The 21,535-nt window shown below is 33.7% G+C and carries 22 protein-coding genes; 11 read left to right on the top strand and 11 right to left on the bottom strand.

Translation table 11 applies throughout. The features are described from left to right. Positions 1-44: 44 nt before the first annotated feature. Positions 45-1,643 (bottom strand): multicopper oxidase family protein, encoded by a 1,599-nt coding sequence (locus tag CSUIS19072_RS00480; RefSeq protein ID WP_086292731.1) that lies wholly within the window; start codon positions 1,641-1,643, stop codon positions 45-47. A 286-nt stretch (positions 1,644-1,929) separates the two neighbouring features. Here CSUIS19072_RS00480 and CSUIS19072_RS00475 point away from each other — a divergent pair, with 286 nt between their 5' ends. Genes CSUIS19072_RS00475 through CSUIS19072_RS00430 form a run of 10 tightly spaced genes read left to right on the top strand, consistent with a single transcriptional unit; the run spans position 1,930 to position 9,916 of the window. Next, the gene (locus CSUIS19072_RS00475) at positions 1,930-2,988 is read left to right on the top strand and encodes a quinone-dependent dihydroorotate dehydrogenase (RefSeq protein ID WP_086242077.1); all 1,059 of its coding nucleotides are present in this window, start codon (positions 1,930-1,932) and stop codon (positions 2,986-2,988) included. Continuing rightward, complete coding sequence (locus CSUIS19072_RS00470; RefSeq protein ID WP_086242076.1) at positions 2,989-4,236, top strand: M16 family metallopeptidase; 1,248 nt, start codon at positions 2,989-2,991, stop codon at positions 4,234-4,236. It abuts the gene before it with no gap. Further along, complete coding sequence (dapA, locus tag CSUIS19072_RS00465; RefSeq protein WP_086242075.1) at positions 4,233-5,126, top strand: 4-hydroxy-tetrahydrodipicolinate synthase; 894 nt, start codon at positions 4,233-4,235, stop codon at positions 5,124-5,126. The genes CSUIS19072_RS00470 and dapA overlap by 4 nt, the downstream gene beginning before the upstream one ends. After that, complete coding sequence (locus CSUIS19072_RS00460; protein WP_086236608.1) at positions 5,126-5,914, top strand: enoyl-ACP reductase; 789 nt, start codon at positions 5,126-5,128, stop codon at positions 5,912-5,914. Before dapA ends, CSUIS19072_RS00460 begins: the two co-directional genes overlap by 1 nt. Then, entirely contained in the window at positions 5,914-6,459 is a 546-nt protein-coding gene (gene pgsA / locus CSUIS19072_RS00455) for a CDP-diacylglycerol--glycerol-3-phosphate 3-phosphatidyltransferase (RefSeq protein ID WP_236845255.1), read from the top strand. The genes CSUIS19072_RS00460 and pgsA overlap by 1 nt, the downstream gene beginning before the upstream one ends. A gap of 9 nt (positions 6,460-6,468) precedes the next feature. After that, a complete protein-coding gene (locus CSUIS19072_RS00450) occupies positions 6,469-7,218 on the top strand; it encodes a transporter substrate-binding domain-containing protein (protein ID WP_086236606.1) in 750 nt (249 codons plus the stop codon). After that, positions 7,211-7,873, top strand: a complete 663-nt coding sequence (locus tag CSUIS19072_RS00445; protein ID WP_236847901.1) for an amino acid ABC transporter permease — start codon at positions 7,211-7,213, stop codon at positions 7,871-7,873. The genes CSUIS19072_RS00450 and CSUIS19072_RS00445 overlap by 8 nt, the downstream gene beginning before the upstream one ends. Positions 7,874-7,882: 9 nt before the next feature. After that, positions 7,883-8,623 carry an amino acid ABC transporter ATP-binding protein gene (locus tag CSUIS19072_RS00440; protein WP_086292735.1) on the top strand — a complete coding sequence of 247 codons (741 nt, stop codon included), beginning with the start codon at positions 7,883-7,885 and terminating at the stop codon, positions 8,621-8,623. Positions 8,624-8,625: 2 nt separating this feature from the next. Continuing rightward, complete coding sequence (gene rarD / locus CSUIS19072_RS00435) at positions 8,626-9,495, top strand: EamA family transporter RarD (RefSeq protein WP_086242072.1); 870 nt, start codon at positions 8,626-8,628, stop codon at positions 9,493-9,495. After that, positions 9,482-9,916, top strand: a complete 435-nt coding sequence (locus tag CSUIS19072_RS00430; protein ID WP_086236603.1) for a hypothetical protein — start codon at positions 9,482-9,484, stop codon at positions 9,914-9,916. Before rarD ends, CSUIS19072_RS00430 begins: the two co-directional genes overlap by 14 nt. Here CSUIS19072_RS00430 and CSUIS19072_RS00425 read toward each other — a convergent pair. The 10 genes from CSUIS19072_RS00425 to CSUIS19072_RS00380 all read right to left on the bottom strand — a co-directional run bounded on the left by CSUIS19072_RS00425 (position 9,913) and on the right by CSUIS19072_RS00380 (position 19,952). Continuing rightward, positions 9,913-10,971, bottom strand: a complete 1,059-nt coding sequence (locus CSUIS19072_RS00425; protein ID WP_086292737.1) for a glycoside hydrolase family 3 N-terminal domain-containing protein — start codon at positions 10,969-10,971, stop codon at positions 9,913-9,915. The two genes, CSUIS19072_RS00430 and CSUIS19072_RS00425, sit on opposite strands and share 4 nt — an antisense overlap. Continuing rightward, positions 10,968-11,858, bottom strand: coding sequence for an NAD(P)H-dependent glycerol-3-phosphate dehydrogenase (locus tag CSUIS19072_RS00420; protein WP_086236601.1), 891 nt, complete (start codon positions 11,856-11,858; stop codon positions 10,968-10,970). Before CSUIS19072_RS00420 ends, CSUIS19072_RS00425 begins: the two co-directional genes overlap by 4 nt. Next, positions 11,855-13,273, bottom strand: coding sequence for an Asp-tRNA(Asn)/Glu-tRNA(Gln) amidotransferase subunit GatB (gatB, locus tag CSUIS19072_RS00415; protein WP_086236600.1), 1,419 nt, complete (start codon positions 13,271-13,273; stop codon positions 11,855-11,857). Before gatB ends, CSUIS19072_RS00420 begins: the two co-directional genes overlap by 4 nt. A gap of 70 nt (positions 13,274-13,343) precedes the next feature. Further along, positions 13,344-13,880, bottom strand: a complete 537-nt coding sequence (locus CSUIS19072_RS00410; RefSeq protein ID WP_086236599.1) for a thiamine phosphate synthase — start codon at positions 13,878-13,880, stop codon at positions 13,344-13,346. A gap of 178 nt (positions 13,881-14,058) precedes the next feature. Next, positions 14,059-14,739: a F0F1 ATP synthase subunit A gene (locus tag CSUIS19072_RS00405; RefSeq protein WP_086236597.1), complete on the bottom strand. Its 681-nt coding sequence runs from the start codon at positions 14,737-14,739 to the stop codon at positions 14,059-14,061. A 78-nt stretch (positions 14,740-14,817) separates the two neighbouring features. After that, positions 14,818-15,582 (bottom strand): TSUP family transporter, encoded by a 765-nt coding sequence (locus CSUIS19072_RS00400; RefSeq protein ID WP_086236596.1) that lies wholly within the window; start codon positions 15,580-15,582, stop codon positions 14,818-14,820. A gap of 8 nt (positions 15,583-15,590) precedes the next feature. After that, a complete protein-coding gene (locus CSUIS19072_RS00395) occupies positions 15,591-17,024 on the bottom strand; it encodes a potassium/proton antiporter (protein WP_086236595.1) in 1,434 nt (477 codons plus the stop codon). Next, positions 17,017-18,690 (bottom strand): cation:proton antiporter, encoded by a 1,674-nt coding sequence (locus CSUIS19072_RS00390; protein WP_086236594.1) that lies wholly within the window; start codon positions 18,688-18,690, stop codon positions 17,017-17,019. The genes CSUIS19072_RS00395 and CSUIS19072_RS00390 overlap by 8 nt, the downstream gene beginning before the upstream one ends. A 5-nt stretch (positions 18,691-18,695) precedes the next feature. After that, positions 18,696-19,055 carry a heat shock protein transcriptional repressor HspR gene (locus CSUIS19072_RS00385; RefSeq protein WP_086236593.1) on the bottom strand — a complete coding sequence of 120 codons (360 nt, stop codon included), beginning with the start codon at positions 19,053-19,055 and terminating at the stop codon, positions 18,696-18,698. A gap of 9 nt (positions 19,056-19,064) precedes the next feature. Beyond that, the gene (locus CSUIS19072_RS00380; RefSeq protein WP_086236592.1) at positions 19,065-19,952 is read right to left on the bottom strand and encodes a DnaJ C-terminal domain-containing protein; all 888 of its coding nucleotides are present in this window, start codon (positions 19,950-19,952) and stop codon (positions 19,065-19,067) included. 152 nt (positions 19,953-20,104) lie between these two features. On the opposite strand from CSUIS19072_RS00380, the gene CSUIS19072_RS00375 reads away from it, so the two are divergent. Further along, positions 20,105-21,517, top strand: a complete 1,413-nt coding sequence (locus CSUIS19072_RS00375; RefSeq protein WP_086292739.1) for a Do family serine endopeptidase — start codon at positions 20,105-20,107, stop codon at positions 21,515-21,517. Positions 21,518-21,535 lie beyond the last annotated feature (18 nt).

Raw genomic sequence — 21,535 nt, 5'->3', positions numbered from 1 at the left:
TATCTATATTTTGTTTTTCTAAGCAAATTTAAGCTTCTACCATTTTATTCCTTCACTTCTAAATTTCCCATCATACCCAAATCTTCATGTTCTAAAATATGACAATGATACATTCTATGACCTATAAAATCTTGCTTCATTCTTAGTCTTACTTCTTCATTAGGACGCACATTAATAGTATCTCTTAGGGCTCTAAATTCTGCTTTTTTAACCTTACCATTTAATTTTGATGAGATAAGCTCAAATTGTGTGCCATGTATATGAAAAGGATGGTCCATATGTGATTTATTAATCACTATCCACTCTTCTACCACTCCTACTTTAGAATGTAAATCAACACCATTTAAATCAAAGCTTTTCCCATTGATTAAAAACATAGAAGCTAGTGCAATTCTTAACTCTTCTTCATTTTTATTCATTAAGCCACTCATTTGCATATGGTCTTCGCTCATTATGACTTCTTTAAAATCTTTTGGTTCTTCTAAAGGCTCAAAGGTTCTTAATGTTTTTGGTAGTTGTAATTTTTCTTTTTTAAAAGAAATATCAGCTAAGAAAAGAGTATTTGGCTCTTCTTTTACCATCATTTTATCTCTATCATAATAGCCACTTTCAAGCTTGAATTCTCCATCTTTTGTCGCATCGATTAAAACTTCTACGCGTGAAGCAGGATTTAAGAAAATTTCATCTTTAAAAATCGGTTTTTCTATAAGCCCTCCATCAGTTCCAACAAGTATAAATTGTGCCCCTTGTATGCGTAAATTTAAGTATCTAGCTGCACTCATATTATAAATGCGTATGCGTTCATTGCTTGCGAGTTTGATTTTAGGTTGGTATTGTCCATTAATAAGCACAAACTCACCTTCTCTACCATTAAGCCAATCGATTAAGGTATTGTGTGGAATTTGAGCGTTTTCATCAAGACGCAAATCAGTAATCATAAGATCTTTTTCTTTAAGATGGCTAAGAGCATCTTTTTTAGCCTTGACTACAAAACATCCAGCTAAACCCATAAAAACTTGTTTTGAAGCAATAAAATGCGGATGAGGATGATACCAGTAAGTACCAGCACTATTTTGTGGTATTGTAAAATGATAAATCCTCTCTTCACCTGCTAAAATAGCATCGTGTGGATTTCCATCTTGATTAGGCGGCACAAGAAGTCCGTGCCAATGTATGGTTGTCGGTTCTTTGAGTTTATTTTTAACTAAAATTTCAACTTTATCCCCTTCATAAACCTCTATTTTTGGAGCTGGTATTGAGCCATTATAGGTATAAAATTTTGTTTTTTTGCCCTTAATCACTTCGATTTGACTCTCTTTTACCTCTATTGTCGCACGAAAAACATTTTTTTCCTTGCTTTCATTTTTAAGCACAGGCAGAGCTTTTAAAGCTTCTCCTTTAGGGAAATATTTCTGGTCTAAAAGCTTTAAATCTTTTTGAGCAAATTGGATAAAAGAGGTATCAATCTCTCTATTCATTGGCATTTTATCCATATCATGGCCCATCATGTCATGGTCCATCATGTCATGCCCCATATGCCCCATCATGTCATGATCCATCATGTCATGCCCCATATGAGGATTTGCATAAGCTACACCTGCTAAACCTAAGAGATTTAATTTTAAGAAATTTCTTCTATTCATTGTGTTTTATATCCTTATTTTTGATTTTTCATCGCTGATTAAATTATAATTATTATAAATGAATATTATATAAATTGTTTTAAAATTTCGGTATTTAAAGATATAAAGCAACTCTTACCACAACTAATATATGTTTTAAATTAAAATTTAAGTAATTTACCACTTTAGCACCTTGAATTTATAATTTTATTATATTCACACATATCCAAAATATCATTAAATTTATTTAAATTATAAGCAAATTTAAGCAAATTTTAGCTAAAATTGCTGATTTTAAAGGAATATAATGGATTATGGCGATATTAAAAAAATTTTATTTAAACTAAACCCAGAAAATGCCCATAAAATAGCTGAATTAGCTATGCGTGTATCTGTAAAAATTCCATTTGTGAGCGACTATTTGGTGAATAATTTTTGCTTTATTGATACTAAATTATCGCAAAATATTTTTGGATTAAATTTCTTAAATCCTATTGGTCTTGCTGGTGGATTTGATAAGAATGCAACTATGATATTACCGCTATCTGCGATGGGATTTGGATTTTTAGAGTATGGGACTTTGACTCCAAAACCGCAAATTGGCAACCCAAAGCCAAGACTATTTCGATTAATAGAAGAAAAAAGCATTCAAAACGCTATGGGATTTAATAATGATGGGCTAGATAAGATTAAAGCTAGAGCCACGAAATTATACCCTTCTAGCATTCCATTAATTGCCAATATAGGTAAAAACAAGATCACCCCAAATGAAATGGCTATTCAGGATTATGAGACTTTAGTTAAAGGGCTTGATAGTTGCTGTGATGCCTTTGTAATCAATATAAGCTCGCCAAATACCCCAAATTTAAGAGATTTACAAAGCGAATCTTTTATAGGTGAATTATCTACTACTTTAAACGGCTTAACCAAAAAGCCATTAATCTTAAAAATCGCCCCAGATATGAGTATAGACTCAGCTATATCGCTTTGTTTAACTGCTGCAAATTCTGGATTTAAAGGGCTTATAATCAACAATACAAGCGTAGATTACTCACTTACTCCTAAGGCAAAAGATTTTGGCGGTTTGAGCGGACAACTTATAAAAAATAAGAGTAAAGAGCTGTTTAAAGAGGTTGCCAAAGAGCTTTTTGGCAAAGCTATTTTAATTAGCTGCGGTGGGATTGATAGCGCAGATGAGGCTTATGAACGCATTAAAATGGGTGCGAATTTAATACAGATATACACTAGTTTTATCTATGAAGGCCCTAGTATCTGTAAAAATATAAACAATCAAATATTAAATTTAGCCCTAAGCGAAGGATATGAGAGTATTTCCCAAGCAGTTGGCGTAGATATAAGGAGATAAATGCTACCACAATTTAGCAAAATTACCCTTGAGAATGGATTTGAGATATATCACACTCCACTAAATTTAGGCTCAAATGTTATTAGTATAGATCTATATTATAAGGTTGGCTCTAGAAACGAAACAATGGGTAAAAGCGGGATCGCACACATGCTAGAGCACCTAAATTTCAAAAGCACAGACAATAAAAAGGCTGGGGAATTTGACCAAATAGTAAAGGGTTTTGGTGGGGTAAATAATGCTAGCACTGGATTTGATTTTACCCACTATTTCATCAAATGCTCAAGCCAAAATCTTGATACTTCACTAGAGCTTTATGCTGATATTATGTCAAATTTAAGCCTTAGAGAAGATGAGTTTTTGCCTGAGCGTGATGTGGTTTTAGAAGAGCGTAGATGGCGAACGGATAATAATCCAACTGGAATGCTCTATTTTAGGCTATTTAATCACGCTTTTATCTATCATCCATATCACTGGACTCCAATTGGCTTTATAAATGATATACAAAATTGGACTATAGATGATATTCGCAATTTTTGGTCTATATACTACCAGCCTAAAAATGCTTTTTTGATGATTACTGGTGATATCGATAAAGAGAGCGCCTTTAATCTAGGCAAAAAGCACTTTGAAGGTATAAAAAACCGCTGTCAAATCCCTGCTTTACACTGCGTAGAACCAGAACAAAATGGCGAAAAATCTCTAGTAATCCGCAAGCAAAGCGATGTAGAAATGATAGCCATAGCCTACAAAATTCCACCATTTAATCATAAAGATCAAACCGCATTAAGTGCTATTAGCGAATATCTATCAAGCGGCAAAAGCTCCCTTTTTGAAAGAGTCTTAATAGATGAATTAAATTTAGTAAATCAAATTTACGCTTATCCTATGGATAGCATTGATGAGAATTTATTTATTATAATTGCTATTTGTAATCCAGGCGTAAAAGCCAAAAATGTTAAAAAAGAGATTTTAAAACTAATAAAAGAGCTAAAAAATAGCGATATAAAAGCTGATGAGCTAACTAAGATAAAAAATTGCTTAAAAAGCAACTTTATCTACTCGCTAAGTAGTGCTAGTAAACTTGCAAGTCTATATGGAAGCTACATAGCAAAAGGCGATATAGAGACACTTTGGCAGCTTTCAGATATGACAAATGCACTTACAACGCAAGATATTAAAGATTGCGCAAATAGATATTTTAATAAAGATAAATCAACTACAATTATATTAAAAGGAACCAAATGAAAAAGAGTATTTATGGGGCAATGACGGCCTTAGTAACGCCTTTTAAAAATGGTAAAATAGATGAAAATTGCTATGAAAAACTCATTAAAAGACAGATTAAAAATGGCATTGACGCAGTTGTGCCTGTAGGAACTACTGGAGAGAGTGCTACTTTAACCCATGATGAGCATAGAATTTGTATCGAAATAGCCGTAAATGCGTGTAAAGGTAGCAATGTCAAGGTATTAGCCGGTGCAGGAAGTAACGCCACGCACGAAGCTATAGGTCTAGCTGAATTTGCCCAAAAATGCGGTGCTGATGGGATATTATCAGTAGCTCCATACTATAATAAACCAACTCAAGAAGGATTGTATCAACACTACAAAGCCATATCCAAATCAGTAGATATACCAATCTTATTATATAATGTCCCATCTAGAACAGGATGTGATATATTGCCAGAGACAATTATAAGACTATTTAATGATTGTGATAATATTTATGGAGTTAAAGAGGCAAGTGGAAATATAGAAAGATGCGTTGATATATTAGCTCATGAGCCAAAAATATATCTATTAAGCGGCGATGATGCTATAAATTATCCAGTGCTTAGCAATGGCGGAAAAGGCGTAATATCTGTTACTTCAAATTTATTACCAGATCAAATATCTGCACTTACTAGATACGCATTACAAAATGAATTTTTAAAAGCAAAAGAGATTAATGATAAGCTATATAATATTAATAAAATTCTATTTTGTGAGTCAAATCCGATACCTATTAAAGCAGCTATGTATATTGCTGGGCTAATAGACACATTAGAGTATAGACTTCCGCTGGTTGCCCCAAGCGAGCAAAACCTTAAAAAAATAGAATTAGTAATGAAAACTTATGATATAAAAGGATTTTAATGAATTGTTATCATGATGAATTTAAAGGCAAAACATTAGTTATTAGTGGCGGTACAAGAGGGATTGGTAGGGCAATTGTGCTTGAATTTGCTAAATGCGGTTCAAATATCGCTTTTACCTATAATTCAAATGAAGAGATGGCTAAAAATCAAGCTTTGGAATTAGAGAAAGAATTTGGGATAAAAGCTAGAGCTTATGCTTTAAATATCCTTGAGCCTGAAACTTATAAAGAGCTATTTTTAGAGATTGATAAGGATTTTGATAGGATTGATTTTTTCATATCAAATGCGATTATTTCAGGGCGTGCTGTAGCTGGTGGATATACTAAATTTATGAAGCTCAAACCTCGTGGAATAAATAATATATTTACCGCTACGGTTAATGCCTTTGTAGTAGGCTCCCAAGAGGCGGCTAAAAGAATGCAAAAAGTAGGCGGTGGTAGCATAATCAGCCTAAGCTCAACTGGCAATCTAGTCTATATCGAACACTATAGCGGGCACGGCACAGCAAAAGCCGCAGTAGAAGCTATGGCAAGATACGCCGCAACTGAGCTTGGAGAGCATAATATTAGAGTTAATGTAGTAAGTGGAGGTCCGATAGAAACAGATGCACTAAGGGCTTTTACAAACTATGAAGAGGTAAGAGACGCTACAGCTGCACTAAGCCCACTTGGCCGTATGGGGCAGCCTACAGATTTAGCTGGGGCTTGTCTATTTTTATGTAGCTCAAAGGCTAGTTGGGTAACTGGACATACATTTATAATTGATGGTGGCACTACATTTAAATGATAAATTTACCAAATTCTCTAGCCATATTTCGCATACTTTTAGCGCCATTAATGTTCTTTTTGCTATTAAAAATCAAAAATAGCAGTAGTTATATAGATATTAGTTGGCTTAACTACTTCTGTGCTTTAACTTTTGTAGTAGCTAGTATTACTGATTTTTTTGATGGCTATATAGCTAGAAGCTGGAATCAAAAGACAAAGCTAGGTGCTATCTTGGATCCATTAGCTGATAAGATGCTGATTTTAGCAGCATTTTTGGGACTAATGATTATAGATAGAGCTAATGCTTGGGCTGTGTATATCATACTTGTTAGGGAGTTTTTTATCACTGGATTTAGGGTTGTTATGGCTAGTGAAAATATCGATGTGAGTGCCTCCATAGCTGGTAAGATTAAGACTATTATGCAAATGGTCGCTATAGGATTTTTATCTATGCAGTGGTGGGGTGGCGAGATTTTATTATGGATTGCTGTAGCCATCACGCTATATTCAGGCTATGAGTATATACACGCATATACAAAACATATAAGAAAAAATCAAATTTAAAGGAAAAAAATGAGAAATATCTTTGCTATTTTATTTATGGCTTTTATCTTTATTGGTTGTTCTGGAGATAAGAGCGTAAAGGATAAATTAAGAGTCGCTACAGAAGGCACATATAATCCATTTTCATATCACGATGAAAGCGGTAAATTGGTAGGTTATGATGTTGAAGTAATAGCTGAAGCAGCCAAAAGAGCTGGATTTGAGATCGAATTTCATGAGACAAACTGGGATGCGATATTCTCAGGGTTAAACTCAAATCGCTTTGATATGATAGCTAATCAAATTAGCGATGCTGACCCAAAAAGAGCTGAGCTTTACACACTTAGCGATCCATATATAGTTACTTCAGCAGCTATAGCAGTAAGGGCTGATGATAATAGCATAAACTCGCTAAATGATATAAAAGGCAAAAATATCGCCCAATCAATGGGAAGTAACTACTATGAGATGGCTATCCAAAATGGTGCAAATATCGTCTTAGTTGATGGCTTAGCCCCAGCCATTAAGGCTGTAAGTCAAGGTAGAGCAGACGCTACTATGAATGATAAACTAGCTATTTTAAACTATATTAAAACAACTGGAGATAAAAATATTAAGGTTGCATTTAATACAGGCGATGGCACTAGAAGTGTATTTTTATTCAAAAAAGAGCTAACAGAACAAAGAGATAGAATCAATAAAGCATTAGAAACTATGAAAAAAGATGGCACACTAAAGCAAATTTCAGAAAAATATTTTGGAATGGATGTTAGTGAGTAGCTATATTGATGCTTTTATACCTATGATTAAAGGGGCGATACTATACACTATCCCCCTTAGCATTATATCTTTTATTTTTGGCATAGCCATAGGTGCTATTGTCGCACTTATCCGTATCAATCATAATAAAAATCCAATATCAAATTTAGCTAAAATCGCTTGTCAATTTTATGTATCCATAATAAGGGGAACTCCACTTCTTGTGCAGCTTTTTATCATATTTTATGGCTTGCCAAATATCGGAGTAACGCTAAATCCATTTATTAGTGCTATAATTGCCTTTAGCCTTAGCATTGGAGCATATAGTAGTGAGACAATTAGAGCTAGCATTCTAGCAGTGCCAAAGGGGCAGTGGGAGGCTGGCTGGAGCATTGGACTAACAAATAGCGATACATTTATAAAAATCATAGCTCCACAAGCTTTTAAAATAGCCTTGCCAACACTATCTAATACCTTTATAGCACTTATTAAGGATACTTCACTAGCATCGGTTGTTTTGGTAGCTGAGCTATTCCGCCAAGCTCAAACTATAGCCTCACAAAATTACGAATTCCTAAGAGTGTATTCACAAGCTGCCCTTATATACTGGGTTATTTGTATAGGTCTTGGCTATATCCAAACTCGCCTTGAAGCTAAATTTAGTAAGCATTTATAAGAGGAAGCTATGCTACAAATAAAAGATATAAATAAAAAAATTGGCTCTCACACCATCTTATCAAATATTAGTTTTAATATTAAAAAAGGTGAGATAATAGCAATTATAGGGCCAAGCGGAAGTGGCAAAACAACCCTTCTTCGCTCACTAAACTATCTTGAGACTCCAGATAGTGGGATTTTGCAATTTAGCGATGGTAGTTTAAAGATAGATTTTAAAACTCATATAAATAAAAAAGAAATTCTAAATTTAAGGCGAAAAATGGGTATGGTCTTTCAATCTTATAATCTTTTTGCCCATCTAAACGCTACACAAAATATCACTCAAGGGTTAATTAGCGTCCAAAAAATGTCAAAAGATAAAGCTACTAATATCGCTTTGAATTTGCTAGAAAAATTTGGCTTAAAAGATAAGGCTAATGCCTACCCAAGCTCACTTAGCGGCGGCCAACAACAAAGGGTGGCAATAGCTAGAGCCGTAGCACTTAAGCCTGATATTTTACTACTTGATGAGCCTACAAGCGCACTTGATAAAGAGCTAGTAAGCGAAGTCTTATCCACTCTTAAAATGCTAGCTAATGAGCATCAAACGATGATTTTAGTAACACATGAACTTAAATTTGCTAAAGATATTGCTGATAAGATTATATTTTTAGAAAATGGTAAAATAGTAACAATACAGCCGCCAAAAGAGTTTTTTGAAGCACAAAACAATCCAAGAATTATTAAATTTATAGGCGATTTACACTAATAATGGCACAAAAAGGGTTTATCCTAGCTTTAGCTACATTTATTATGTGGGGGATTTTCCCTATATTTTTTAAATTTATCCAAGGCATTAGTGCCACTGAAGTCTTAGCCCATAGAGTTATATGGTCATCTGTGATTTTGCTAATTGTGCTTATAATCACCAAAAAGCTAAATAGCGTCAAAAGATTAGCAAAAATCAAAAAAGTAACCCTAACTCTAGCCGTTACTGGCGTATTAATCGCTAGTAACTGGGGGATATTTATCTATGCAATCAATCAAAATGATATCTTAGCAACTAGTCTTGGATACTTTATAAATCCGCTTTTTTCGATACTTCTTGGGGCTATTATATTAAAAGAGGAGCTTAGCCCAGCCTTAAAGCTATCAATTTTCATTGTATTTATAGCTATCGCAATTCAAATTTACGCTCTTGGCAGACTTCCATTCATATCCATTATACTACCACTATCATTTGCTCTATACGGGCTTTTGCGTAAAAGACTTGGGGTAAGAGCATTTGAAGGATTATTTATAGAAACTATGATTTTATCGCCATTTGCCATAATATATTTGGTATATTTATATATTAATCAAAGTAGCGAATTTGGATTAAATTTTAATGGAGTAATGCTATTTTTAAGCGGCTTTATCACAATTTTACCGCTACTGACATTTAATGCTAGCACCAAATATCTAAAGCTTTCTACAATTGGATTTTTACAATATATAAGTCCAACTTTAAGTATGATTATTGCAGTTTTTATGTATAATGAGACTCTTGATTTTTATAAATTTACTAGCTTTATGCTTATATGGATTAGCCTTGCTATTGCTGCGATGGCAAATTTAAGGAGAAAAAATGGGACAAAATGATCTAATTATAATGGCATTGGCCGTTTTGGTCGTAGGAGTGATACTATACAAACAGATAAATAAAGTTACGCAAAATATCACAATAGAAGATGAAAACCCAAATTTAGCCTACTCTAAATTTTGCGGTGAGATAGATAATCAAATAGATATATTGCGTCAAATAGCCTTAGATAATGGCATACTATACCCAGATAAAAAAGATGAAATCTTAGAAAATTTAAGCGATTTTAGCAAAGAGCTTGTGTTTATAGAGTCTTTGAACTCCAAAGATAGCACCAAGTGGCAAAGTAAGCTTTTTGATCTACTTAGTAGAGTTGATGATTTTGTGGAGTTAAATTTTATAAACGGCAAAGAGATTGCTGATAAGGTAAAAAATAGCCTAAAAACAGAGTTTAATAGACTTGGGCTAGATAAAGGCTAAAATCTAGCCTTTTGAGCAATTATGCGATTATAGGCATCTACGATTCTAGTCATCTCTATTTGACCGCTCTTAACTGCGTTAAAAATCGCATCATTTACTGCTTTTATGGAGTTTGTTTTATTATAAAAATACTCACTAACAAGCACTATATCTACTCCAGCTTTTATAGCTTTTATGGCGTTTTCTTCTAAAGTCCCGCCAAGGGCTTTCATCAGCATATCATCACTTATTACAACCCCTTCAAAAGCTAGACTATCTTTTAATAAATTTGTAACAACTTGATAAGAGAGTGTGGCTGGATTTGTATCATCGATTACTGGGATTATCATATGACCAACCATTACAAATTTAGCCTTTTTGCGTTTAATTAGCTCATAATATGGCCTAATCTCATCAAAATCAAAATTATCCACAATAGTTTTGGTTTTATGAGTATCAGCTGCTGCGTTGCCATGGCCTGGAAAATGCTTTAACACACTAGCAACGCTGTAATTATCAAATGCAGATATAAACTCACTTGCATAGGCAGTAACCTCGCTAGCATCACTACTAAATGCCCTTTGCCTTTGACCAATTATAGGAGATATATCATTATGCAGATCAACTACCGGAGCAAAATTCATATTTACCCCAAGACTTTTTAACTGCATTGCCATCTTGCTATATAGCTTATTTGCGCTACTTAAATTTAGCTCATTTCCAACCTTATAAGCTGATGGAAAGTGCTCAAAATCGCTAAATTTATTAAATCTGCTAATTTCTCCACCCTCTTCATCAATTGCGATAAATAGCGGCTGTTTTGGTCTGGCTGAGTTTAGATAGCTTATTAAATTTTTTAGCCCATCTTTGCCACTAATATTTCTAGCTAGTATCATAACTCCGCCGATTCTACCATTTTTAATATCTAAGCGTAGCTGTCTTACCCACTCATCATTAGCGTTATTACCGCTAAAACCCACCATAATCATCTGACCGATCATATTTCTAAGCTCTTTATCGCTTGAGTTACCAAACAAACAAATAGTAAATATAAATAGTAAAATAATCTTTCTCATTGTCTTTTTAATAGATCCTTTAAAGCCTCTTTGGCATTTTTTCCGCCTAGCATATCAACTACTTGATTAGCAATTGGAGTGTAAATCACCCTTTGTTGCGCCATTTTCGTTATAGCTCTTGCTGTGGCTACACCTTCTGCTACTTCGCCAATCTCATCTAAAATCCTATCTAAATTCTCTCCTTTAGCTAGTCCAAGCCCTACTCTATAATTTCTTGATAGCTCACTACTTGCGCTTAAAAAGAGATCTCCAGCTCCACTAAGACCTAAAAATGTATCACTTTTAGCCCCAAAATGCTCGCCAAATCTAGCCATCTCCACTAGCCCTCTAGATATTAAACTAGCCCTAGCATTCTGCCCAAGCCCAAGCCCAGCACACACTCCCCCAGCTATAGCAATCACATTTTTATACGCACCGCAAATCTCGGCACCTATGACATCACTGCTAATATAAGGCTTAATAAAATTTGGAAAAGCACTAGCCCAAATTTGAGCTAACTCCTTATTTTGACTACTTATCACAAGAGCACACGGCAACCCTTGCATAACCTCACTAGCAAAGCTTGGGCCGCTAAGAAATGCTAGATTATCGCCACTGCTAAATTTAGCATATATTTCATGTAAAAATTTACCGCTAATTATATCAATGCCCTTTGAGGCTACCAATATTTTTTGATTATTTGATTTAAAATTTAAGCTTAGAAATTCATCTGTCATCTGAGTTGAGATACTAAAAAGCAAATAATCATACTTCAAAGCTTCTGATAAACCTATAAATCCATCTATATCTCGCTTTGTTCTAGATGAAATAACACAATCATTATTAATCTTAAGTGCTGAGTATAGAGCTTGACCCCATTTCCCAGCACCAATTACTGCTATTTTCATAGCTTTGACTTTAGTAGCTCATTTACTTTAGCTGGATTGAAAGCACCCTTACCCTCTTTCATCACTTGTCCGACAAAAAATCCAAATAATTTATCCTTGCCACTTTTATACTCAGCTACCTTATCACTATTTGCGGCCAAAACACTATCGATAATAGCTATAATCGCTGAGTCATCACTTACTTGTTTTAATCCTAAGCGATCAATTACGCTATCTACGCTCTCATCACTTATGAAAATCTCATCTAGCACATCTTTAGCAGCTTTTTGAGAGATTGTGCCATCTTCTATTCTATTTAATAGTATTGATAGCTTAGCACTGCTAACTGGTGAAGTCTCGATTGTTAAGCCATTTTTTAATCTACCCAATAGCTCAACGCTTAGCCAAGTTACACACAATTTAGCAGAGTTACCACTAGCTATTAAATCTTCAAAATATTTAGCCATCTCATAGCTACTAATTATCACATCAGCATCGCTCTCTTTTATCCCAAATTCGCTCATATATCTAGCCTTTTTCTCATCTGGCAATTCAGGCAAGATACTAGCCTCTGCCATCAAGCTATCTGGGATTATCACAGGGAGTAGATCTGGATCTGGAAAGTAGCGATACTCAGCGCTATCTTCTTTGCTTCTCATTGGTTTTGTAATAAGCTTGGTAGTATCAAATAGCCTTGTCTCTTGGACTACCTCGCTATCATACCTGCCATCTTCCCACGCTTCACACTGACGCTCAACCTCATACTCAATAGCTTTTTGGATAAATTTAAATGAATTTAAATTCTTAATCTCAACCCTAGTATATAGCTTATCATCGCCCTTTGGTCTGATACTAACATTAACATCGCATCTAAAAGAGCCTTCTTGCATATTTGCATCGCTAATATTTAAAAATCTTAAAATACTATGGAGCTTTTTAAGGTAAGCTACTGCTTCATCGCTACTTCTTATATCTGGTTCGCTCACAATCTCTAAAAGCGGAGTTCCAGCACGATTTAAATCTACCAAACTACTCTTGCCCTCATGGCTATTCTTACCAGCGTCCTCTTCTAAGTGAGCTCTAGTAATGCCAATTTTTTTATTTTTATCGCCAACTTTAATAATCAACTCCCCATTTTCTACAATTGGTATTGTAAATTGAGATATTTGATACGCCTTAGGAAGGTCTGGATAGAAGTAGTTTTTACGATCAAAAACGCTTTTTTTATTCACAGTTGCATTTATCGCTTTACCAAAGCTAATAGCCTTTTTAACCGCTTGAGAATTTAGCACCGGTAGCGCTCCTGGTAGAGCTAGGCAAGTAGGACAAACATGCGTATTTGGCTCTTCTCCAAAGCTAGTTGAGCAGCCGCAAAATATTTTAGTTTTTGTATTTAGCTGACAATGAACTTCTAATCCTATAACTGTTTCAAACATAAATTTGACCTTTTGATATTAATAAAATGGCATATTCTAGCACAAAAAAAATTAAATATTAATAACACACTCAATCTAGCGTAAAATAGCGAATAGAGGCAAATCCAGCAGCACCGCAATCAACCACACTATCAATTTGCTCTTGGCTTATTATGCCACCTAAGGCAATAACCTTAGCTTTAGAGATTTTTACAACCTCTTTTAATACCTCTAAGCCTTTTGGCTCACCCTTATTTGGTGTGAAAAAGATCGGGCTAAATGTGATAAAATCAGCACCATATTGACTGGCTAATTCTATCTCTTTGATATTGTGAGTGCTAGCAATTTTGATTAAATTTGGTGGTGTATCTTTTAAAAGATGGATTAAATTTGAGCTAAAATGAATTCCATCAAAACCAAGCTTACAAGCCGAATTTATATCATTTTGAGCCAAAAATTTAAGATTTTCGGATTTGAATTTAATAAAATCAGTAGCTAATTTATAATAATTTTTAGATATTTTATCTCTAAAAAGTATCATATCAGCACTTTTTAATCTACTAAAATTATTAAAAGCGTAATCAAAATTTGAGTAGAATTTAGGATCGCTTATCGCATATTTTATCATAGCTTAAAATTTTTATTAACAAATGTGTGATAAAAGCTAAAATTAGCCCAAAACTAGCCCCAACAAAACCGCTAATAAAAAATCCAAAAAAATGAAAATAGTAGATAAAAATCAGTGCGCCAACAAGAGCTATTGCCCATGACGCACCAAGAATAAAATTAAGTATATATATCAAAAATCAGTGCTCTTCAGATACCACTACAGCACCAGCTAAATATACATATGTCAAAATCATAAATATAAAAGTTTGTAGTAGTGCCATAAATGTAAGCAAAGCAAAAGCAGGAAGTGGGGCAACCCACGGAGCAAGACTTAAAACAACCATTAAGAATAGATCATCACCTTTTATATTACCAAAAAGCCTAAATGATAGCGAAACTATGCGTGATAAATGAGATACAATCTCTATAGGAAACATTAATGGAGCTAGAAATTTATTTGGTCCCATAAAGTGAGCAAAATATTTAATCACACCTTGAGTTCTAATACCTTCAAAATTATAATACAAAAATACACAAAGTGCTAAACAAAGAGTTAAATTCAAACTTGAGCTTGGAGCTTCAAAACCTGGTATTATACCTATAACATTGCTTGTTAAAACTATCAAACCAATTGTAGCTACAAGTGGTAGATACTTTCTAGCAAGTTCATCGCTACCCATAACATCACGCCCCATAGATACAATACCTTCTAGATATGCCTCAAGCAAATTCTGAGTACCACGAGGCACAAGCTGCATCGAGCTAGTAGCCATTTTGGCGATAATTAGCACAATGATTGCGACTAAAATTATGTGAAAAAGATATGTGAAACTATGATCATTGATGATCAAATTTGAAAAAAGAAAGAGATCTTTCATAGAAAAGTGCCTTTGAGAAAATTTTTGCCAAGATTATATCTTAATTTAGATTAAGCAAAAATTAAAATATATATTTTACTATGATAAAATGAATAGATCATAAAGCAACTTAACAATAGTTAAGCTTACCACAACTAAAAATATAATCTTAATAAATTTAATCTCCCTTTTAATAACCATATGAGAGCCAAAATATGCCCCTATCATCTGCCCAAATCCCATAATCACACCAAGCATCCACAATATCTGTCCGCCACCGATAAATACGCATAAAGAGACAATATTTGAGACAAAATTTAAAATTTTAGTATTGGCTACAGCGCTTTTTAAATTCAACCCCAATAAACTAACAAAAGCAAACATCCAAAATGACCCAGTCCCAGGCCCTATAAATCCATCATAAAATCCAATGATTAAGCCAAAAATAGTGTAAAATAGCCCCTCTCCTATCCTTTTTTCTCTATCTATTTCTCCAAGTTTTGGGCTAAAGATTGTGTATATTAAAATCGCAATTAAGCAAATTGGAATTAGATATTTTATCACACTAGCATCGATTAATAGCACCGCCCAAGTGCCAAGCACTGCTCCTATAAATGTCCATATAATCCCACGCCATAAAGAGTTAAAATCCACCATCTTTTTATGCGTAAAATTAGCCGCAGCTGTGAAGCTACCAAAGGTGGCTTGGAGTTTATTAGTAGCTAGTGCTATATGCTCTGGAATGCCTACTGATATAAGTGCTGGAATGGTAATAAGCCCACCACCTCCAGCAATAGCATCTACAAAACCACTTAAAAATGCCACTAAAAATAGCAATACAAAAACCCAAATTTCTAACTCCATTATATATCCTATAATCCATAAATCCTAATAATTTTTTGGTATCTTAGTTCGCTATTACATAAAATTAGCAATATATCATTTTGCATAAATTCAAATGAGCCGCTAACCTTTATTAGCTCCCCATCTCGCTTTGCTAAAACGATTAAAAAATCATCTGGAAGTCCAATTTCGGTTAAATTCTTACCAATCACCTTAGATGATTCGCCTATTCTATACTGCTTTATATCTGAGTATGAGATTGGGCTACTAGGCATATTTGTGTTAGATTTTTCTGCTTCTATAACCCCAAATATCTTTGCGCTTTTGTTTAAAGTAGTGCCTTGAGTTAAAACTGAGATTAAGACCATAAAAAATATAATATTAAACATCAATTGACCATTTTCTAACTCTGCAGATAGCGGATAGGTCGCTAAAATAATAGGCACAACGCCCCTAAGGCCAACCCAAGAGATAAAGCATTTTTCTTTAAAATTATATTTAGAAAATATCGTACAAAAAAACACACTAATAGGTCTAGATATAAACATCACAATAAGAGCCATCAATATGCTTATCATCGCTACATGTGGCAACTCGCTAGGGAATACCAAAAGACCAAGAGTAAGGAATATAAATATCTGCATCATCCAAGCAATTCCATCAAAAAAGCCAGTTAAATTCTTTTTATATAAAAACTCTTTTTTATTAGCTATAATTCCAGCTACATACACTGCGATATAGCCATTGCCACCGATCTTTTCTGATAAGCCAAAAAGCATAGCAACTAAGGCTATTAAAAGCACTGGATATAGTCCCCATGAGCCTAGCTTTACCCTATTTATTAGGCTTGGAATTATAATACCAAATAGATACCCCATCGCACCACCAAGGATAAACTCGAGCAAGAGCTTTATAGACATTGTATATGGATCAATCACCGTTGTAGCTGTAAGCAATCCAAGCAAAGTAATGGTTAAAAATATAGCCATAGGATCATTGCTTCCGCTTTCAAATTCAAGCAAGGAAGCAAGATTATTCTTAAGCTTGGTTGAACGCATAATAGAAAATACCGCAGCAGCATCAGTAGAGCTAATAATAGCCCCAAATAATAGGGATTCTAAAATAGAAAATCCCATTATATAATAAGCAAATACTCCAGTGATAACAGCTGAAATTACAACCCCAAATGTCGCTAAGATTATACCACTTTTAAAAATAGGCTTAATTGATTTATAATTTGTATTAAACCCGCCAGCAAAAAGTATATAAATAAGTGCTATTGTCCCTACATTTTCTGCTATTTTAGCATTGTTAAACTCAAGCCCTATTACCCCATCACTACCAGCTAGCATTCCAACTGCTAAAAACATAAGCAAGGCTGGGACGCCATATTTATCTGATATTTTGCTAAACAAAACACTAAGAAGAAATAATAAACCAAATATTATCAGCGAATTATCCATCTACACTCCTACTAAATTTATCTTTTACGCACTCTAAGGCCTTGCGTATAATCGCATTAGCCACAGCTTCCCTTTCTTTAACCAAATGAAAATGATCTCCAAAATCCCTATAAAGCCCCTTCTCTATAGTATCAGCAAATCTTATAATAGTATTTACATCATATCCTAAATCTTTAATAGAATTTGCTATTAATTCAGATTTTTGCTCATTGCTAACTGCGATTATAGCCGCTACACAATCTTTAATACAAACTTTTTCTAAAGTGTTCTTTTGCGTTGCATCGCCATAATATACATTATCGCCACTTTTTTTACCCCGTTCTACTAAATTTAAATCACTCTCAAGAGCGATATACGAGCAGCCTTTAGCCTTTAACTGCCTTATTATTTCACGGCCTAGCCTACCATATCCACATACTACAAAATGCTCTTTAAGCTCCATAGAATTTTTACTGGTTAGCTCGTCCATTATATCTTGCTCTTGGCTACTGATAATCTCATCATCTAAGATATCTTGCTCTTCCATTTTATCAGCGATTTTAACGACATTTTTTAAGATAAATGGGGTTAATACCATCGATATTATCACTACAGCGGTTAAAATTTGAAGGATTCTATCATCTATCATATTTTTTACTGATAAAAGAGTAAATATCGCTAGGGCAAATTCGCCTACTTGCGCTAGGCTAAGGGCTGTTTTTAATGCTGTCTTTTTCCTAGCGAACATCATTAAAAATAGATAAACCACCATAATCTTTATAAATAGCACACAAATTAGCATAGGAATTATGATTAAAAGATTGGTAAATATCACAGCAAAATTTATCTGCATACCAACTGTTATAAAAAATAATCCTAGTAGTAAATCTCTAAATGGTATCAAGTCAGTCTCTATTTGGTGCTTATATGGCGTTTCTGCGATAAGCATTCCAGCTATAAATGCACCCAAAGAGTAGCTAAATCCAAAATAGTGCGCTAAAAAACTAGCTCCAATTACGGTAAATAAAATTGTTGTTATAAATATCTCTTTTGAATTTGTTTGAATAACTGCGTTTAAAACACGACTTAAAATATACTTACCAATAAAATATAAAAGCACTATAAGAATAACTGCACTTATAATAGATGTGAGTATCAAAGAGCTTACTGAGCCATCTTTAATATCAAATATATCCATCATTAAAAGCAAAGGGATCACAGCAATATCTTGAAATAGCAAAATTCCAAGAGCTTTTCTCCCATATTTTTTTGAGATATGACCAGTATCATTTAGTATCTTTAATACAATAGCCGTGGAGCTAAGCGCCATAGCAAAGCCTATGATAATAGCTATTTTTATATCCAAACCAAACATATAAAAAGCTAATAAACTAAGGATAAATCCAGTAACTATCATCTGTATAGAGCCATATAAAAATACATATTTTTTCATAGACATTAAATGCTTAATGCTAAACTCAAGACCGATAGTAAACATCAAAAATACAATTCCAAATTCAGCCACAAAGCTCAAATCGTGATTGCTCTTTAATCCAAAAAGTTGAGATATAAATACCCCAGTAGCGATATAGCCTATTATGGTTGGGATCTCATATTTGCGAAATATAAGATTAAATAATATAGCACAACCAGCTGCAATAATAAAAATATATACAAGATTATCCATTTAGCCTACTTTTTATCATCTACAAATATCATATCAAAGCTACTGACTCTTTTTACTAGCGAACCTTTATTTTGTGTTTTTATATTTGATCTTAATTCATCTATAATCGCCTCATACTCCTCAAGTCTTTGCTTAAGCCTTAAAATCACATCAACACCTGCTAAATTTACCCCCAAATCTCTTGTTAAACGCAAAATCATCTTAATCTTATCAAGATCTTTTTCGCTATATAATCTCATCTTGCCTTCAGTCCTACTAGGCTCTACTAAACCCTCTCTTTCATATTGTCTTAGAGTTTGTGGATGGATATTTAACACCTTTGCCACTACGCTAATTAGATAAACTGGTTCTTCATAATTTCTCATATTGCCTCTTTATAATTTTGTTTGAAGTAGATCTTTTAACTGCGCATCTAGCTGATCTACATCCGGTAAAACCACATTGATAACTAAATACATATCGCCATAAATCTCGCTCTTTCTATTTTTAACCCCATATCCTTTTAATCTAATTTTTTGACCATTTTTAGTATTAGCTGGAATTTTGATAGATACATCTTTTTTAAATGTCTTAACTTCAATCTTACCACCAAAAAGAGCCGTTTTTAAGCTAATATCTAAATTTTTATATAGATCATCTCCATCTCTTTTATACTCTTTATCATCTTCTATATTTACAGTTATGATAAGATCGCCCCTATGTGAGCCAGCACTTTTGCCTTTATTTCTAGCTCGTAGCTTTTCTCCACTTTTTAAACCTGCTGGAATTTTAATTTTAATTTTTTCGCCATTTATGCTAAATTCATAATCTCCGCCATTTACAGCTAACTCAAATGGGATATTTATCTTAGCTTGAATATCTAAATTTTGCCCAAATCCACCGCCAAATCCATCAAAACTCTCAAATCCAGATGAGCTAAATCCACCAAAACCTCTTCTAGAGCCACTAGATCTGCCAAAATTGCCAAAAATTTGATTTAAAATATCATTAATATCTGCGTTACTACCAAAATTTGCCCTACTAAAATCATGGAAGCTCTGTCCGCCAAACATACTATCGCCATATTGATCATACTGCTGACGCTTGGTCTCATCGCTTAAGATTTCATAAGCTGCGTTAATCTCTTTAAATTTCTCCTCAGCACCTGGCTCTTTATTAATATCAGGATGGTATTGTCTAGCTAATTTTCTATAAGCTTTTTTGATCTCATCGCTGCTAGCACCCTTTGAGATGCCTAAGGTTTCATATAAACTATTACTCATTATATATCTCCACTTATATTTTTTTATAGAAATTATATCATAAAAGTTGAGTTAGTGTCAATCAACTTATTTAAATTAACTTATATAAATATTAAATATGTATTTATTAGTAAATAATATAATTAAGTAATTTTTTAACTTAAGGAATAATTATGACAAAAATATCACTAATATCCCTATTAGCAGCTACGGCTATTTTTGGTGCAGATGTGGAATTTCGCGATGCAAACTCAAATTTTACTCGTATCAATCCAGCCTTAGATCAAAACTCAATTTTATCATACAATAGCTCAATTCAAAAAGCCAAACAAGCAGTTGTAAATATATCTACAAGCAAAACAATAAAAACAAAAAATAACTTAAATAGTTTAATGAATGATCCATTTTTTAAAGAATTTTTTGGATTTGGCTTTAATATACCAGAGCATAGAAGTCAAAAAAGCTCATCTTTAGGCTCTGGAGTTATCATCACTAGCAATGGATATATAGTAACTAACTACCATGTGATAGAAGATAGCGATGAGATCATAGTATCAATGCTTGATAACTCAAAGGAGTATAAAGCAAAAGTAGTAGGCTCAGACCCAAAAACTGACCTAGCAATTATCAAAATCGAAGCGAAAAATTTAACCCCAGCATACTTCGCAGATAGCTCAAAATTGCTTGAAGGCGATGTGGTATTTGCCATTGGAAATCCATTTGGTGTGGGCGGCAGCATTACAAGCGGTATAATTAGTGGATTAAATAAAGATAATATCGGGCTAAATCAATATGAGGATTTTATCCAAACAGACGCTAGTATAAATCCAGGCAATAGCGGTGGAGCATTGATAGATAGTCGTGGGGCTTTAGTGGGGATAAACTCAGCTATTTTAAGCAGAAGTGGTGGCAATAATGGCATAGGCTTTGCCATACCATCAAATATGGTAAAAACCATAGCTCAAAAATTAATTAGCGATGGGAAGATAACTCGTGGTTACATTGGCGTAATGATAGCAAATTTAACCACAGATCAAAAAGAGATATATAAAAATAAAGAGGGTGCATTAATCACCAATGTAGAAAAAGGCTACCCAGCTAACAAGGCTGGATTACAAAGGGGGGATTTGATTATAAAAGTAGATAATAAGCAAATTAAAAGTGCAAATGATCTAAAAAATATAATTGGAGCCTACCCTCCAAATACCAAAATCAGCTTAGAGTATGAAAGAGCTGGTAAAATTTACTCTACAAAACTTCAGCTAACTACTAGCGATGAAGTAGAAACTATAGCTAAGAATTTTAGCATTGATGGGCTAAGTGTGCAAAATTTAAGTGAAGATATAAGATATAAATATAAAATCCCTCAAGATATAAAAGGGGTATTAATCACAGATGTTAAAGAGGGCTCAAATGCTGCTAATACCGGCTTTGAAAGTGGAGATATAATCATTCAAGTAAATGAAAAAATCATAAACAACATAAATGAATTTAGCAAAGAGCTACAAACCTCTAAAGCCTCAAATAGAAAGCCGATAATATGGATAAATAGGGGTGGAATTTTAATGGGGTTAGTATTGAAATAATAGCTATTTTTGGCTATA

The sequence above is a fragment of the Campylobacter sp. RM19072 genome (assembly GCF_024723485.1).
Taxonomy (GTDB): Bacteria; Campylobacterota; Campylobacteria; order Campylobacterales; family Campylobacteraceae; genus Campylobacter; species Campylobacter porcelli.
The sequence above is the reverse complement of the archived record's forward strand: the minus strand, read 5'-3'. Positions and strand labels throughout refer to the sequence as shown.

Coding starts and splice junctions, on each gene's coding strand:
- CSUIS19072_RS00480 (WP_086292731.1), bottom strand. CDS start 1,643: ATGAATAGAAGAAATTTCTTAAAATTAAATCTCTTAGGTTTAGCAGGT.
- CSUIS19072_RS00400 (WP_086236596.1), bottom strand. CDS start 15,582: ATGGAGTTAGAAATTTGGGTTTTTGTATTGCTATTTTTAGTGGCATTT.
- CSUIS19072_RS00380 (WP_086236592.1), bottom strand. CDS start 19,952: ATGAGTAATAGTTTATATGAAACCTTAGGCATCTCAAAGGGTGCTAGC.
- CSUIS19072_RS00450 (WP_086236606.1), top strand. CDS start 6,469: ATGAGAAATATCTTTGCTATTTTATTTATGGCTTTTATCTTTATTGGT.
- CSUIS19072_RS00470 (WP_086242076.1), top strand. CDS start 2,989: ATGCTACCACAATTTAGCAAAATTACCCTTGAGAATGGATTTGAGATA.
- CSUIS19072_RS00405 (WP_086236597.1), bottom strand. CDS start 14,739: ATGAAAGATCTCTTTCTTTTTTCAAATTTGATCATCAATGATCATAGT.
- CSUIS19072_RS00440 (WP_086292735.1), top strand. CDS start 7,883: ATGCTACAAATAAAAGATATAAATAAAAAAATTGGCTCTCACACCATC.
- gatB (WP_086236600.1), bottom strand. CDS start 13,273: ATGTTTGAAACAGTTATAGGATTAGAAGTTCATTGTCAGCTAAATACA.
- CSUIS19072_RS00395 (WP_086236595.1), bottom strand. CDS start 17,024: ATGGATAATTCGCTGATAATATTTGGTTTATTATTTCTTCTTAGTGTT.
- rarD (WP_086242072.1), top strand. CDS start 8,626: ATGGCACAAAAAGGGTTTATCCTAGCTTTAGCTACATTTATTATGTGG.
- CSUIS19072_RS00460 (WP_086236608.1), top strand. CDS start 5,126: ATGAATTGTTATCATGATGAATTTAAAGGCAAAACATTAGTTATTAGT.
- CSUIS19072_RS00425 (WP_086292737.1), bottom strand. CDS start 10,971: ATGAGAAAGATTATTTTACTATTTATATTTACTATTTGTTTGTTTGGT.
- CSUIS19072_RS00390 (WP_086236594.1), bottom strand. CDS start 18,690: ATGGATAATCTTGTATATATTTTTATTATTGCAGCTGGTTGTGCTATA.
- CSUIS19072_RS00375 (WP_086292739.1), top strand. CDS start 20,105: ATGACAAAAATATCACTAATATCCCTATTAGCAGCTACGGCTATTTTT.
- CSUIS19072_RS00430 (WP_086236603.1), top strand. CDS start 9,482: ATGGGACAAAATGATCTAATTATAATGGCATTGGCCGTTTTGGTCGTA.
- CSUIS19072_RS00410 (WP_086236599.1), bottom strand. CDS start 13,880: ATGATAAAATATGCGATAAGCGATCCTAAATTCTACTCAAATTTTGAT.
- CSUIS19072_RS00385 (WP_086236593.1), bottom strand. CDS start 19,055: ATGAGAAATTATGAAGAACCAGTTTATCTAATTAGCGTAGTGGCAAAG.
- CSUIS19072_RS00420 (WP_086236601.1), bottom strand. CDS start 11,858: ATGAAAATAGCAGTAATTGGTGCTGGGAAATGGGGTCAAGCTCTATAC.
- dapA (WP_086242075.1), top strand. CDS start 4,233: ATGAAAAAGAGTATTTATGGGGCAATGACGGCCTTAGTAACGCCTTTT.
- CSUIS19072_RS00475 (WP_086242077.1), top strand. CDS start 1,930: ATGGATTATGGCGATATTAAAAAAATTTTATTTAAACTAAACCCAGAA.